Here is a 17,634-nt window from a genome sequence, read left to right as displayed (position 1 = left end):
TTGAGTAGTACATTTTTGTATTATCTGCCACCGTCTAATTGGTCTTGCCAATCTTTAAGTTCTTGCCATTTACCTTCATAAGCTAATTTGGCTTGTTTTGGCCATGTACCAGGGTTGTGCATTTTAAACCTGTCTCCGCCACCAATTAAAACCTCTTTACATTTTTCAATTGAACATTCAGAAAGTGCTTTCCAGGTTTTAACATCATTATCATGAAATAAACCTTGAATTTTAGGCCCAATACCTTCAACCAAAGTTAAATCATTTTCTTTAATTTTTTTACCAAACACAGCTTTTGCACCTGCGGCATCAAAAGCAATTATAGGTGCTGCAGCTGCAATTGAATTAGCGGCCAAAGAATTTGCTAAAGATGTTTTGGTTGTATTCAACTCTCTCTTATAAGTTTCTTTGCTAGTTAAACACGCATCTAAATCGCTTTTTAAGGCAGTTTTGCTTTTTAAACAAGCCTCTAAATCTGCTTCTAACTTGGCTATTTTATCACTTTCATCATTACTGTTTCCACCCATAAGTTTGCCTAATAAATATCCTAATATTGCTGAAATTAAACCCACAAGTAAAGGAATTAACCAGCATGGTATTGAAATTGCTAATAAAGTCATGATTATATATTTTTAAAATGTTTTAATTAATTGTTACTACGGTTCTTCGGTTTTGTGCTCTACCAGCTTCGGTTTCATTATCTGCAATTGGTTCATGCGGCCCTTTTGAAGAGGTTTGAATGTTTTGTTCTAAAATACCATTTTTAACTAAGTAGCCTTTTGCAAAATCGGCACGTTGTTTACCTAAAACCACATTATTATTGGCATCACCAGTATTATCAGTATGCCCAACAACTTGTACTTTTACGCCTAATTTATCAACACAATGCGATATATTGGCAATTTTTTGGCGTTGTTCAGCTGTTAAATTAATAGCTGCTTGCCCTGTTTTAAAATGAAGTACTAATGGGTTTTTTCTAATAGAATCACATGCTTGCTCTAAAGCTTTTAATGCTGTTGTATCAGAGGCGTCTAAAGTTAACATACCAAAATTTAAAGGCCCAAAAAGTGTATTGGTTTCATTAGGGTTAATGGTATCATTTAATTTACCAAACGTATCAATTTGTTTAGATGGCACGCCATGTAAAACCAAATAATTTTTAACAGCATTGGCTCTTGCTAAACCTAAATTAGGGTAGGCAGAGTTATTTTCTTCATTACTTTTATAAAAACCAGTGACCTCGACATCTTTAAGCGGATTTTCAATTAAATAATTTTTTAACTTTAAAACACCATCTTCAACATTTTTAGAAACAGGTTCTAAAATAGTATAGTTTGAAGTTTTAAAGTTGAAATTATCGGCAATTTCTAGATTAAAATCGCCATTTTCATCAGAAATAAAGAAAGCACTTTTAGTAGCTTCCTTAGCTTTTGGGGTTTCTACCAACGGCTCTTGGTTTGGTTTTTCTGTAGCAGCATTTTTACCACAACATTGGCTGCAGCAAAAGAAATAATACAGAATTGTACCAAGAATAATTGTGAGTAGAATTCCTAAGAGATAGGATGTTTTTTTACTCATTTTAAAAGACTGTTTTTGGTTAATGTTTAAGTGTTTGTAATATAATACTTTACACAATATTTAAGAAACATTAACCCGAAAAAAGTCACATTTAATTTTGCTTTTTTGCTACAAATTAAATTTTATGCCCTGAGCTAAAGGCAATTCTGTGGTGTAATTAATAGTATTTGTTTGGCGGCGCATATAAACTTTCCAAGCATCTGAACCAGATTCTCTGCCGCCTCCAGTTTCTTTTTCGCCACCAAAAGCGCCACCAATTTCGGCCCCTGAAGTTCCAATGTTTACATTAGCAATTCCGCAGTCGCTACCAGCGTGACTCAAAAAACGTTCTGCTTCACGCAAATTGTTAGTCATAATTGCTGAAGATAGCCCTTGAGCAACACCATTTTGTATTTCAATAGCATTATCAACATCACCTTCATATTTTAGTAAATACAAAATAGGCGCAAAGGTTTCGTGTTGTACAATTTCAAAATTGTTTTCAGCTTCGGCAATAGCAGGTTTTACATAGCAACCGCTTTCATAACCTTCTCCTTTAAGCACTTCACCTTCAACTAATATTGTACCACCTTCTTTTTCAACTTTTACTAAAGCATCTTCATACATTTTAACAGCTGCTTTATCAATTAACGGCCCAACATGATTGGTTTCATCTAAAGGATTTCCTATTTTTATTTGTTTGTAAGCATCAACAATAGCTTGTTTTACTTTATTGTAAATACTATTGTGAATAATTAATCTTCGGGTACTTGTACAACGTTGTCCTGCGGTACCAACAGCACCAAAAACAGCGCCAATAACCGTCATTTTTATATCGGCATCGGGGGTTACAATAATGGCGTTATTACCGCCTAATTCTAGTACGGTTTTGCCTAATCTGCCAGCAACTTCTTTAGCTACAATTTTTCCCATTTTTGTAGAACCTGTTGCAGATATTAATGGAATACGGTCATCTTTCGTCATAAATTGGCCAACTTCATAATTGCCATTTATTAGGCACGAAATGCCTTCGGGTAAATTATTTTCTTTTATAACTTGGGCCATAATATTTTGGCACGCTATACCACAAAGTGGTGTTTTTTCGCTTGGTTTCCAAACGCAAACATCTCCACAAACCCAAGCTAAAGCAGTATTCCAAGACCAAACGGCCACCGGGAAATTAAATGCTGAAATTATACCAACTACCCCAAGCGGATGGTACTGTTCATACATGCGGTGCCCTGGGCGCTCACTGTGCATGGTTAACCCGTGTAATTGGCGCGAAAGACCCACGGCAAAATCACAAATATCAATCATTTCTTGCACTTCGCCTAAGCCTTCTTGGTAGCTTTTACCCATTTCAAAAGACACCAATTTGCCCAAAGCTTCTTTATTTTCTCTTAGTTTATTACCAAATTGGCGCACAATATCTCCACGTTGTGGCGCCGGCATTAAACGCCATGTTTTAAAAGCTTTGGTTGCAACAATCATTACGTTTTCGTAATCACTTTTTGAGGTTGTTTTTACACTTGCAATAACTTTTCCATCAACCGGCGAAAAACTTTCTATAATTTCTCCGTTTGAAAAATTTTCTACTCCAGTAGAAGTTCCGTTATTTACAGGTAAAATACCTAAAGTTTGTAATGCTTTGTTTAAACCAAATGCTTTCATTTTTAAATATTTTTTATATTGATTTTTTAATTAATCACTAATTTTTTACGAAAATATCAATAAAAAATATCTTTTAATAATAATTATAAAATTTTTGACTGTATAAATTTAAGAACAATTTAACAAAAACATAAAGTCTAACTATTAATTGTAAAGCGTAACTTTATTAACAGGAAACACCGCACAGTTTTTTGTTTGTGTTCATTTAAAATCTTTTTCTCATGTATTTAAAAAAACTATTTATTGCCTTTTTAGCGTTTACAGTAATTATTTCCTGTAAAGAAAAAACTGTTGAAACCGATAATATTTTTAAGTACAGAGATTATATAAGCTACACAACTTCTGGAATAACATCTGTAGCTAAACCCATTCAAATTAATTTAGCTAAACCTGTTGATGGCTGGGAAACTGCCAAAGAAATTAACGCAAACATTGTAACTGTAAAACCACATGTAGAAGGTAAATTAAGTGTTAGTAATAACAACATACTAATTTTTACACCTGATGAAAATTTAGAACCTTCAACAGAATATACCGTTACGGTAAAATTATCTGAAATTTATAAAAACACCCCTTCAAATTTTAAAAACTACACCTTTCAGTTTAAAACAATTACACCTAGTTTTAATGTGGTTACAAACAATTTACAATCGTATACAAAAAACTGGCAGTATTTAGAAGGCGTTATAAAATCGGCCGATGTTATTTCTATTACAAACGCCAAAAAACTAATTACAGCCAAACAAAACGGAAAAAAACTAAATATTGTTTTTAATGAAAGCTATAAAAATAGTGCCGTTTTCGAATTTAAAATTGATAGTATTAACCGTGTTATTGAAGACAGCAACATTGACGTATTATGGAATGGTACAGCTATTAATGCAGACAATAAAGGCGAAAACACCATTCTAATTCCGGGTATAAATAATTTTACAATTACAAAAACCGAAGTATACCAATCACCTGAACAGTATTTGCTTATTAATTTTTCAGACCCATTAAAAAAACAACAAAATTTTGATGGTTTAGTGTCTATTGAAAAAGCAAAAAACCCAAAATATGTGGTTAACGGTAATGTTTTAAAAGTATACCCAAGCACTAAATTAGTTGGTAACATTCGTGTTGATGTGTTTCAAGGTATTAAAAACACCGATGGTTTTAAACTTAAAAAACCATTTTCAGAAACCGTTGCATTTCAATCTTTAAAACCACAAGTGCGCTTGTTAAACAGCGGTAGTATTTTACCAAATTCTCAAGAATTAAAATTCAATTTTGAAGCGGTAAACCTAAGTGCTGTTGATGTTAGAATTATTAAAATTTTTGAAGACAATGTGCTTCAGTTTTTACAAGAAAACAATTTAAACAGCAATAACCAATACAACATTAAAAAAGTGGGACGCCGTATTGCAAAAAGAACTATTCAATTGCAAACAGCTGCCGAAAACACTGGCAAATGGAAAGCTTATAGCATAGATTTATCAAACTATTTTAAAGCCCATGTTGGCGCCATTTACCGTGTTGAAGTTAGCTTTAACAAAAGCTATTCTTTGTATGATTGTGAAGAAAATAACAATACTTTAAATACAGATGAAGACACGTATTACGAAGATGATTTTTATGAAAACGACCAAAATCTAAATGATGAAAACGAAGAAATTCGTGAAGAAAAATACTGGGACAACCTTTTGTACCGCTACAAAAATTACACTTACAATTGGCGAGAAGAAAACAACCCATGCCACGATGCTTACTATGGCGAAAGCAAAATAGCATCACAAAATTTAATAGCCTCAAACCTAGGCGTTATTGCCAAACAAGGCAGCAATAAATCATACTTTTTTGCGGTTACCAATATTTTAACCACAGAACCCGAAACCAATGCAACGGTAACGCTTTACAATTTTCAGCAACAAAAAATGGAAACAGCCACTACCAATAAGGATGGTTTAGCAATTATTGATGCTGAAAAACATGCAAGTTTTGCCATAGTTTCAAAAGAAAACAATGTAACCTATGTAAGACTTCATGATGGTAATGCACTATCTTTAAGTAAGTTTGATGTTTCTGGAAGCAAACTACAACGGGGCTTAAAAGGCTACATTTACGGTGAACGTGGTGTTTGGAGACCTGGCGATACGCTACACCTAGCTTTTATGTTAAATGATAATGCCAATAAATTACCCAAAGGCCACCCGGTAAAGCTAGAAATTACAAATCCAAACGGGAAACTAGTCTATAAAAACGTAACTAGTAATAACCTTAATAATGTATATAAATTTACTGTACCAACTTCAACCGAAGATAAAACGGGTAATTACAATGCCAAAATAGCGGTTGGCGGGGCAACTTTTAACAAAGGCTTAAAAATTGAAACTGTTAAACCAAACCGTTTAAAAATTAAAATAGATTTTGATGATGAAGTGCTTTCCGCTAAAAAGCCACTTACAGGAAATTTAGATGTAAAATGGTTACACGGTGCCCCTGGTAAAAACTTAAAAACAGAAGTTAAAGCAAAGTTTAGCGCATCAAACACCGGTTTTAGTAATTACAAAAACTATGTGTTTAATGACCCGACACGTAATTTTAACACTGAAGAATTTAATGTTTTTGAAGGTAAAGTAAATGCAGAAGGTTTAGCTAACATTAACAAAAAAATAAACATTAAAAAGAAAGCTCCAGGCATGTTAAATGCTCAATTTTTAGTGAGAGCTTTTGAAAACGGTGGCGATTTCTCTATTGATGCATTCACCAAAAAATATGCTCCATATAGTTCATTTGTTGGTTTACGCTCACCTAAAGGAAACGCATATGGCTCATATTTTACAGATGAAAACCAAACCTTTGACGTGGTAGTTGTTAATGCCGAAGGAAGCCCCATAAAACGCAACAATTTACAAGTAAAAGTGTATAAAATTGAATGGCGCTGGTGGTGGAACTCATCTTATGATAACTTATCAAGTTATGTGTCTAGCAGCTATCATAAACCGTATTCAACATCTAAAATAAACACAGATTCAAATGGTAAAGCTAGTTTTAATATAAATGTACCAAACCATGACAGAGGTCGCTATTTAATTAGAATTGAAGATCCTGTAAGTGGGCATGCCACTGGCAGAACAGCGTATTTTTACAAAAATTGGTGGCAAAACGCAAGTTCTGGTGACAAGGAAGCGGCTAAAATGCTCATTTTCTCAAGTGATAAAGAAACTTATAATGTTGGTGAAACTGCCAAAGTAACCTTCCAATCTGGAAATGAAGGTCGTGCATTGGTAAGTATTGAAAACGGCACCGAAGTAGTAGATTACCAATGGGTAAAAACACAAAAAGGCGAAACAACCGTAGCAATTCCTGTAACTTCAGAAATGGCTCCTAATGTGTTTATTAACATCTCACTTTTACAACCTCACGCCATAACAGCAAACGATTTACCAATTCGTCTTTACGGCGTAATACCAATGATGGTAGAAAACCCAGAAACTAAATTAGAACCTGAAATTAAAATGCCTGATGTACTGCGTCCAGAGCAAGAATTTAAAGTTTCAGTTTCAGAAAAAAATAAAAAACCCATGACCTACACCATTGCTGTGGTTGAAGAAGGGTTGCTAGATTTAACACGCTTTAAAACACCAAATGCCTGGAACAGCTTTTACGCTCGTGAAGCCTTAGGTGTAAAAACTTGGGATGTTTTTGATGATGTTGTTGGTGCCTACTCTGGCAGCATAGACCAAGTGTTTGCTATTGGTGGAGATGGTAGTGCTGCTGCTGGCAAAAAGAAAAAAGCCAATAGATTTAAACCTGTTGTAAAATACTTTGGGCCCTATAATTTAAAGAAAGGCGAGCAAAAGTTACACACTATTAAAATGCCAAATTACATTGGTTCTGTTAGAACCATGGTGGTGGCAGGAGACCATACAAAAGAGGCCTACGGAAGTACCGATAAAACCGTACAAGTTAAAAAACCTTTAATGGTATTGGCTACGCTTCCGCGAAAATTAAGTCCTGGTGAAAAAGTAACCTTACCAGTAACTGTTTTTGCCATGGAACCTAAGATGAAAAACGTGACTATTAGCCTAAAATTAAGTGATGGCATTACGGTTGAAGGTGCACCTACACAAAGGTTAAGTTTCCCAAAACCTGATGAGAAAATGGCGTATTTTACTTTAGATGTAAGCAAAGCAAAAGGCATTAATACTGTTGAAGTTATTGCTACCGGCAACGGCGAAACATCAAAATATAAAGTAGAACTTGATGTGGTTAATCCTAATCCGTTTACATCAAAAGCATTAGATAAAACGGTAACAGCCAATGCTCTTGAAATTATTTCTTTTGAAACCTTTGGTGTTCACGGAACAAATTCTGCCACTGTAGAGTTTTCAACCTTACCGCCAATGGATTTCTCTCGCAGAATGCAATACTTAATTCAGTATCCGCACGGGTGTGTAGAGCAAACAACATCAAGCGTATTTCCGCAGTTATTTTTAGGTGATATTTTTGATTTAACGGCAGATAAAAAACAAGATATTCAAGAAAATATTAAAAATGGTATTAAACGCCTTGGGTATTTTCAAAAACCAAATGGTGGATTAAGTTATTGGATTGGTGAAAGCAGTACAGACGATTGGGGCACAAGTTATGCTGGCCATTTTATGATTGAGGCTGAAAAGAAAGGCTACGTGTTACCGCTTACTTTTAAAAGTAATTGGATTGCATACCAAAAACAAGCTGCCAGAAATTGGCGCCCTAGCTATAAACGTTACAACTCAGACTTAGCACAAGCTTACCGATTATATACCTTGGCATTGGCTGGAAGCCCAGATTTAGCAGCAATGAATAGGTTACGTGAGTTTTCAGAACTATCAAACAATGCCAAATGGCGCTTAGCTGCAGCTTATGCTTTGGCAGGACAACAAGAGGCTAGTGATAATATTTCAAAATTTGCCAACATTAATTTCACACCTAATAAATACGATTATTACTCATACGGATCTGTTGATAGAAACAGAGCCATGGCTTTAGAAACTATGGTACTAACCAAAAATTCTAAAATGAGAGAAATTGCTGAAGATATTGCTAAAGATTTATCTAGCACCCGTTGGATGAGCACCCAAACCACAGCATACAGCTTATTGGCTATGGCCAAAATGGTAAATACTAATGGCGGAAAAGCTCTTAATTTAAGTTATACTATTAACGGAAAAAAACAAACAATTAATACAAAAAATGCTATTGCACAACGTACACTAAAAATTAACAATGGTGCAAATGCATTAACCATAGCCAACAACCAAAACAACGTAATTTATGTGCGTGTTTTAAACACAGGAAAACTACCGTTAGGACAAGAAATTGCTGAACAACGTGGTTTAAGCATTCATTACAACTACAAAGATTTACAAGGTAATACCATAGACATTACCAACTTAAAACAAGGACAAGATTTTGTAGCTACGGTTAAGATTAATAATCTTAAAAATACTGCAATAAATAATGTGGCGCTTACTCAAATTTTCCCTTCGGGATGGGAAATTGTAAATACCCGGTTTACAGATTTTGGGGCTGCCACCTCTAATGAAGCGCGCTATACAGACATTAGAGACGACCGCGTGAATTTCTATTTTGACTTAAGCAAACATGGAAATTCCAATAGTACCAAAACATTCTCGGTAATGCTAAACGCTGCTTATTTAGGCAACTATTATTTACCAGGAATTCAAGCGGAAGCTATGTATGACAACGACTTTTTAGTGAGAACTAAAGGGCAGTGGATTAATGTAATTAAATAACGTTACTAAAAGCATTAACTGTGTCATTCTGAAGTTGTTTCAGAATCTCATCTTACAGATTATTAATCGTTTTTGAGAACCCCAAACAAGTTTAGGTTGACACCACTTTTGCTTTGTTGGTAACACAAAAAACTTCAAAAAAAATGATAAAATATATTTATATAGTGGTACTATTGATGGTATTCAATATTACCAACGCTCAAGAAATTAGATACGTAAACGCCAATAATGGCTTATTTTTAAGAGACAACCCTAGTCAAAACTCTAAACGTTTAGATAAACTCGTTTATGGTACAGAGCTAGAAATAACAGAACGTACCAATTTAAAACTTGATGTTAAAGATAATAACAACGTAATTTCAGGCCAATGGGTAAAAGTAACTTGTAAAGACGATATTCATAACAACAGAACTGGTTATGTGTTTAACGGTTTTTTATCTGAAAGTAAAATAAACAAGCGCTTTAGTGTTGGTTTTGAAGATTTCACCTTGGAATTTGATAATGTAAAAGCTGAAATTATTGGTAATAATCAACTATCAACACACACAAGTAAAACCATTGACGCCATTATTGAAATGGGCGAAACGGTTGAAGGTAAAACGTTGCGTGTTAGGCATCATTCAAAATACAAAAGCATAAAAGTGTTTCAACGTCATGAAAACAGTATAACTATTCAGGCTGAAGGTCCGCATTGCGATTTAGTAGATTGGAAACATTATTACTCTGCTTGGGAGCCTTTAAAAACAAAAGAAACAGGTGTTTTTGAAACCATAACATACAACAATAAGGCCCATAACAAGTTTATAAAAGTTGATGTTTCATCATTTAAAAACGCTGTAAAAGAGCATTGTGGCGAGGTTTGGTATAATATGATTAAAAACGATAAAAACATTAATAAAGGTGCAGCCGTAATTGGTATTAGTAAAATATATTTTAAAGTTATTTTTACTACTATGTATGATGAAACTATTGAAAAAGTGATTGCTTTTGATGTGCCAATGGGATGTTAATAATTTAACGTTATACTAAAGAAAAATGACTGAAGCAATCTTAATTAATGGGGTTTCTTCGTTTCATTCACAATAAAAAAAACATATAAATTGAATAAAATACTAGGCTACATAAAAAAACGAAAGATTAGATTTTCTATTCTAGCTATACTTTTAGTAGCCTATTATTTTTGTTTACCCAAACAGCTTTTTAAAACACCAACATCAACAATAATAACAAGCTCAAACAACACACTTATTGGAGCTAAAATAGCCAGTGATGGCCAATGGCGCTTTCCGCATAATGATAGTCTACCAAAAAAATTTAAAACCTGCATCATTCAGTTTGAAGATGAATATTTTTATAAACACCCCGGTTTTAACCCTATTTCTATTTTTAAAGCGTTAAAAAACAACCTAAAATCTGGCACCATAAAACGTGGTGGTAGCACCATAACACAACAAGTTATACGTTTATCTAGACAAGGTAAACCAAGAACTTATTTTGAAAAATTAAAAGAACTAATTCTAGCTACACGTTTAGAATTAAGAACCTCAAAAGAAAAAATTTTAAGCTACTACGCAAGTAATGCGCCCTTTGGCGGTAATGTTGTTGGTTTAAATGCTGCATCATGGCGGTATTTTAACCGAAGCCCTCATAATTTATCTTGGGCAGAACACGCTACTTTAGCAGTTTTACCCAATGCGCCAAGTTTAATTTATCCGGGTAAAAATGAAATATATTTACGAAACAAACGCGATAGATTGCTTAATAAACTCCTTCAAAATAATATTATAGATACGCTAACTTACAATCTATCAATTGCTGAAGATTTACCTCAAAAACCTTATCCATTACCTCAAATAGCGCCGCACGTTTTACAAAAATTATCTAAAACGCATCCAGGTGAAGCCTTAAAAACCACTATTAATGTTTCACTTCAAAAACAAGTAAATGCTATTGTAAAACAACATCATTCAGTATTAAGTCAAAATGAAATTCATAATGCGGCTGTTTTGGTTTTAAACGTAAAAACACGACAAGTTTTGGCTTATGTTGGCAATACACCAACTACAAAAACACATCAAAAAGATGTTGATGTAATTGATAAACCAAGAAGCACAGGCAGTATTTTAAAACCATTTTTATACGCTGCCATGTTAGATGCCGGCGATATGTTACCAAACACTTTGGTGGCCGATGTACCTAGCCAGTTTGGTAGCTACAACCCAGAGAATTTCAATAAAACTTATGCCGGTGCAATTCCGGCAAGTAAAGCGCTATCGCAATCTTTAAACGTACCATCGGTTAGAATGCTACAAGAATTTGGCTTAAACAGGTTTTATCATTATTTAAAACAGCTACATTTAAAAAACCTAACACAAAGTGCCAATTACTATGGCTTATCTTTAATTCTTGGTGGTGCCGAAAGTAACCTTTGGGATTTATGTAAAAGTTACGCTGCCATGTCTTCAACCTTAAATCATTTTACAGAAACTTCAAGTGAATATTATACTAATGAATTTTGTAAACCTGTTTTACTGGCTTCTGAAAATGTTAACTTTGGAAAACTACAAACTGAAAAAACCGTGTTTGATGCGGCTTCAATTTATTTAACTTTTGAAAGTTTAAAACATGTTAACAGACCTGAAGGTGATGAAAATTGGGAGTTTTTTGATGACTCTAAACAAATTGCTTGGAAAACTGGTACCAGTTTTGGTTTTAGAGACGCTTGGGCTATTGGCACCACAAAAGATTATGTTGTAGGTGTTTGGGCTGGAAATGCCGATGGTGAGGGACGCCCAGGACTGGTTGGTGTACAAACCGCTGCTCCAATACTTTTTGAAGTTTTTAATATACTACCAAAAAGCAAATGGTTTGCAAAACCTTTTGATGAAATGCAAAAAGTAAGCATTTGCAAACAAAGCGGGCATAGAGCATCACCTAACTGTAATGATACTGAAGAAACATATATTCAAGTAAGCGGGTTAAAAACCAAGGCTTGCCCCTATCATAAACTCATTCATCTAGATAATTCTGGAATATTTCAGGTAAATACTTCTTGTGAAAATGTAAATAATATAAAACACACATCGTGGTTTGTATTGCCTCCTTTAATGGCGTATTACTACAAAACAAACAATCCGTTTTATAAACCATTGCCTCCTTTTAGAAGTGATTGTTTGAGCAACAGCGCTATTTCTATGGAATTTATTTATCCTAAAAACAACACCACTATTTATTTACCTAAAAATTTTAATGGCGCTGCTAACGAGTTTATTTTAAAAGTAGCGCATTCAAAACCCGAAACCAAACTCTTTTGGTATATAGATAATGCGTTTATAGGCAGTACCAAAAACATTCATGAAATAGCTGTACTACCAAAACAAGGAGAGCATACTTTAACAGTTGTAGATGAATTTGGAAATGAAGCTAAAGTTAAAATTCAAATTCAGCAATAAAAGCTCTAAATATTTTCATAATGTGTTCATTACCAAACATTTTATCGATGAAATACATAAAAAATAAATTTTCACTAACTAAAAATCATATTTCCCAATAAAAAATTTGTTTTTTAAAACTTTTTACTAAATTTATCGACGAAATGCTATTATTATACGATAAAATGTAAAATTACGTAGTTAAAATATTCTCAAATTTTATCTACTCTTAAGTCTCTCACACATGAAAATAACCTACATGCTCTCAAGGGGTTTATTACTTTTAGTGTACATAACACTATGTATTAATAAAACTAATAGCCAATGCTCATACAATATTCATTCTTTAGGAGGTAATGATTTAACTGATTGGAACGGACATCACATTTCTAATGTAACTATAGATGGAGATAATTCTGCGGCAGAAATAAATAACTCAAATTCCAATACTCGATATACAGATTACACAGCTATATCTGTTGATATGACTGCTGGAAACACTTACAACTTTTCAATATTAAACGATAAAGGTGGTAACCAGTGGGGAGATGTAAAAATTAGAATCTGGATAGATTATAATAATAACGGAAACTTTACCCAAGTTTATGATTCTGGGGCATATACAGATAATTGGCCAGACCTAACACAAACTAAAACAGGTTCTTTTACTATTGATCCTTCAGCAACCAGCGGAACAGCCAAATTAAGAATTCAAGGCTCATATTGTTCTTCATGTTCTGGCAATGGCGCTGTTATTTCTGCAGACGGTTGTAACTTCACCAATACTTATAGAGGAGATGTAGAAGATTATACCATTAATATTACCGGAAGCGCCGCAGGTGTAATGGAAATTTCGGGAAACGGTAATGCTATTACTTCAGGTAGCACTACTACAAATACAGCTAACAATACAGCCTATGGCTCTTACGATATTAATAGTATACCCTTAGAAAAAACATATACAATTACTAATAATAATACCTCTGCACTTACACTAACTTTACCTATTACAGATCCAAGCGGTGTATTTACTATCTCAGACCAACCAGATAACGCGGTAATTGCAGCAGGAAATTCTGAAACATTTTCGGTTGCTTTTAACCCTTCAACAATTACCAACTATTCGGCTACAGTTACAATAAATTCAGATGACGCTACCAACCCTTCGTACACTTTTTTAGTAGATGGTAATGGCGTACAAACTTTCCCCGATACCGATGGTGATGGGGTTCCTGATAATATTGATGGTGATGATGATAATGATGGCATTCTGGATTCAGAAGAACAATCTATCTGTATAAATAACCCAATAGGCAACACCACAGATGTTATTTTTTTAAACGAAGACTTTGGCTCTGGTACAACCAGAACAAGTATTACAGGCGCATCATATTGCTATGAAGACGGAACAGGCACTTGTGGCGGCACTATAAATTTAAATGACGGTTCGTATGTAGCATATTACCAAGCTGCAGATGCAGATGGTTTTAATGATACACCTAATGGCGAAGTAGCATCTTGGGCAGATGTATATTGGTATCCGGGACTTGATCATACTTCTGGAGATACTAATGGTAGAATGGCTATGTTTAACGCAGATTATGCAGCTGGTGTTTTTTATGAAACTACCATAACAGGTGTAACCTCTGGGGTAGATGTAACATATGGTTTTTCTATTATTAATTTAGATAGAGCCGATGCTCCGGGAGTTGCTTCTAGAAATAGACCTTCTGTTCTTATAGAAGTATTAGATCCTACCAATACTGTAATTGCTTCTACGTCTTCTGGTTTAATTGCTCCAACATCCAATTATATAACCGGAGATTGGGTTGATATTTCAGCAACATTTAATTCAGCTTACACACAATTTAAGGTAAGATTAACAAACCAAAGCCCTGGAGGTGCTGGTAATGACTTAGCTATAGACGACATTTTTGTAAAACAGACATTATGTGATATAGATGAAGATGGGGTTCCTGATATTACAGATTTAGATAATGATGATGACGGAATTCCTAATGTAGTTGAGTTAGGTTTTGCAGATCTTGATAAAGACGCCACATTATTTGGTACGGGTTGGGTTGATAGTAATAATAACGGGGTACATGATTCTTACGAAACACCTCCTGCACCTTACACCGATACTGATTCTGATGGGGTTCCCGATTACTTAGATCTAGATTCTGATAACGATGGTATTTTTGACAATGTTGAAAACGACCATAAAGGTGATGTTGATATTAACGGAGATGGCCTTGGTAATGGATTAGATAATGAAGATTTTGTAAATAAAATTGATAACGATGATGCAGACGGCGATGGTATTTTAACCATAATAGATACTAATGACGATGATGCTGATGGGAATGACTTTGGAAGCAGCTACGCAGATCCTTTAGATGATGATGGAGATGGCATTCCAAACTATAGAGATATAGATAGTAAAGATAACACTAATAACCCACTAAACGGAAGCGACATAGACCGTACCATTTACACTGCCTTAGATGGAGACAATGACGGTGTTATAGATGGAAATACAGATACTGATGAAGACGGACTATTAGATGCTTTTGATACCGATAATACAACATACGGATCACCTCGAAATTTAAACGATTCTTACACCTTGTTCTTTGATGGTAGAAATGATTATGTTGAAGAAAGCTCTGTAACAAGCGGTTGGCCCAATGCAACACTAATGGCTTGGATTAAAATAGAACCGGGAGCTTCTGGAGACAGGGTTATTGTAGGTCAAGATAATTTTTATTTAATGATAACAAGTGGTGGCTTAGCTAGAGCCTATGCCAATGGAACCACTTTAGAAAGTACCACAATAACTACAAGAATTTGGGTTCATATAGCTGCCACATATAACAGTACAGATGGAGAGTTTAAATTATACATTAACGGTAATGAAATAGCTAATAACACAATTTCAGGGGCATTACCTGTTGACGCTTCTAGCTTTACCCTTGGTAGAACACCAGATACCGATAGTAATTATTTCCATGGAGAAATTGATGAAGCAAGGTTATTCTCTAAAGCACTTACAAAAGATGAGCTACAACGCATGGTTTATCAAGAATTAAATACCGCCCAACAAGGTAGTTTTATTTCAACAAATATATCGGGAGCATTAGCAGGCACCTTATCCAGATATTATAAAATGGATTCTTATACCGATGATGTAGTTAGTAATTTGGCATCTGGCGCTAAATTGTATAATATCAAGGATATTTACTTTCAAACGGCTCCTTTACCATATGAAACTTCTTCAGATGGTAATTGGACAGATGCATCTACGTGGTTACATGGTGATGTTTGGGATATAACATCTAAACAAAACAATAGTGATGATGTCTCAATAGTACATGTAAAACATAATGTAACGCTTAACGGTTCTTATAATACTCAAGGAATGGTTGGACTTGTAGTAGATACTGGTGTAGAATTAACTGTTTCTTCAGATAAAGGACTATATAATAACTGGTACTTAAAGTTAGATGGAACAATAGATTTACAAGGAGAATCTCAACTTGTTCAAACTAGTGGTAGTATAATTGATGGGTCAAGTTCTGGTACTTTAGAAAGAGATCAGCAAGGAACAGAAAATCGCTATACTTATAATTTTTGGTCTTCTCCCGTACATACTGCTAACCCCAATGCCTTTATTGATGGAGACGAAACGTATACTGTTGCAGATATTTTACTAGATGGAGAAGATCCTAATAACCCAATGCCAATTAACTTTGTTGGCGGTAGTAATTATGACGGAAATAATACGTCATCTCCAATAGAAATAGCAGATTATTGGATATGGAAATATGGCAACAGTTCTGCTGGAGATTATTCGCAATGGCAACAAGTAAGAAGTAATAAAGTAATTAATATAGGAGAAGGGTTTACCATGAAAGGCCCTGGTACTGGTGCAATTAGTAATGAAAAAAATTACGTATTTAAAGGCACTCCCAACAATGGTGATATTACTTTAACTATAGACCCAAATAACGATTATTTAATTGGCAACCCTTACCCTTCTGCAATAGATGCTAGAGAATTTATATTAGACAATATTGGTGTGGCAGATGGCGGAAGAAATACCTCAGGAAACATAATTAATGGCGCTTTATATTTTTGGGAACATTTTGGGGGAGGAAGCCATGTATTAAAACAATATGTTGGTGGTTATGCTTCCTATACTTTAATGGGAGGAGCCCCAGCTGTTTCAAATGATGCCTTAATTAATGACAATGGAGACTTAGGAACCAAAACTCCTGAGAGATATATTCCTATTGGTCAAGGCTTTTTCGTGTCTACAACAATAGACAGTTCTTTAGGAGATGATACCGAAGATGGCGTTGATAATGACCCTAATTTAACACAACCCATTGTAGGTGGAGATATTGTATTTAAAAATAGTCAACGTGATTTTAAAACAGAATCCGCAGATCCTTCAACTTTTTTAAAATCTAAAATTAAAGGAGCGTTAGCCAAATCAAATAATGATACCAGAGAAAAAATAAGATTAAACTTTAATTCTCCCGATGGGTACCACCGTCAATTACTAGTTGGTGTTGACTCTAATGCATCAAAAGATTTTGATTTAGGTTATGAAGCTACTTTAAATGAATCTATTAATGACGATATGTACTGGCTTCTTAACAATACGCCTCTTGTAATTCAGGCTGTAGATAATTTTGACGAAGCACAAAAATTACCCCTAGGAATAAACACTAAAAATGGTGGAGTGATTGAAATAGAAATTAATTCCTTAGAAAATCTTGCTAACAGAAGAATTTATTTAAGAGATAATACAAACAGCTCATATCATGATTTAACAAAATCTAAATATATAACAACAGTTGAAGCAGGGGAAATAAACGATAGATTCGAAATAGTTTTTAGCTCCAACCAACAAAGTTTATCTACTGAAAACGAAGCTTTAGAAAATGAAATAATATTATATTTTAAAAATCAAAACCTTACAATTATTAATTCTAAGAATCATTTCATAGAAAAAGCAGAACTTATAAATACATTAGGCCAAAAAGTATTAGAATACGCCACTAATTCTTCGGAAAGTAAAATTGTAATACCAGTAAATCTTCCGGATGGGGTTTACATAACTAAAATATACTCAAATACATTTAAATTGAGTAAAAAAACAATAATCAATAATTAAGTGTTGT

At 34.2% G+C, this 17,634-nt stretch carries 7 protein-coding genes; 4 read left to right on the top strand and 3 right to left on the bottom strand.

Features of this window, described 5'->3' with window-relative positions; translation table 11 throughout:
- Nucleotides 1-20: 20 nt before the first annotated feature.
- The 3 genes from ACYX4H_RS06170 to amaB all read right to left on the bottom strand — a co-directional run bounded on the left by ACYX4H_RS06170 (nt 21) and on the right by amaB (nt 3,228).
- Entirely contained in the window at nt 21-620 is a 600-nt protein-coding gene (locus ACYX4H_RS06170; protein WP_475294909.1) for a hypothetical protein, read from the bottom strand.
- 22 nt (nt 621-642) lie between these two features.
- Complete coding sequence (locus ACYX4H_RS06165; RefSeq protein WP_476238340.1) at nt 643-1,578, bottom strand: OmpA family protein; 936 nt, start codon at nt 1,576-1,578, stop codon at nt 643-645.
- Nucleotides 1,579-1,686: 108 nt separating this feature from the next.
- Nucleotides 1,687-3,228, bottom strand: coding sequence for an L-piperidine-6-carboxylate dehydrogenase (amaB, locus tag ACYX4H_RS06160; protein WP_476238339.1), 1,542 nt, complete (start codon nt 3,226-3,228; stop codon nt 1,687-1,689).
- A 221-nt stretch (nt 3,229-3,449) separates the two neighbouring features.
- Here amaB and ACYX4H_RS06155 point away from each other — a divergent pair, with 221 nt between their 5' ends.
- From ACYX4H_RS06155 to ACYX4H_RS06140, 4 genes are all read left to right on the top strand, one after another.
- Nucleotides 3,450-9,011 (top strand): MG2 domain-containing protein, encoded by a 5,562-nt coding sequence (locus tag ACYX4H_RS06155; protein ID WP_476238338.1) that lies wholly within the window; start codon nt 3,450-3,452, stop codon nt 9,009-9,011.
- Between the two features lie 143 nt (nt 9,012-9,154).
- The gene (locus tag ACYX4H_RS06150; RefSeq protein WP_476238337.1) at nt 9,155-10,021 is read left to right on the top strand and encodes an SH3 domain-containing protein; all 867 of its coding nucleotides are present in this window, start codon (nt 9,155-9,157) and stop codon (nt 10,019-10,021) included.
- A gap of 90 nt (nt 10,022-10,111) precedes the next feature.
- The gene (pbpC, locus tag ACYX4H_RS06145; protein ID WP_476238335.1) at nt 10,112-12,463 is read left to right on the top strand and encodes a penicillin-binding protein 1C; all 2,352 of its coding nucleotides are present in this window, start codon (nt 10,112-10,114) and stop codon (nt 12,461-12,463) included.
- A gap of 223 nt (nt 12,464-12,686) precedes the next feature.
- Nucleotides 12,687-17,627, top strand: coding sequence for a LamG-like jellyroll fold domain-containing protein (locus tag ACYX4H_RS06140; protein WP_476238334.1), 4,941 nt, complete (start codon nt 12,687-12,689; stop codon nt 17,625-17,627).
- The last annotated feature ends 7 nt before the right edge of the window (nt 17,628-17,634 follow it).

The sequence above is a fragment of the Seonamhaeicola sp. ABD4_340 genome (genome assembly GCF_056312135.1).
The sequence above is the reverse complement of the archived record's forward strand: the minus strand, read 5'-3'. Positions and strand labels throughout refer to the sequence as shown.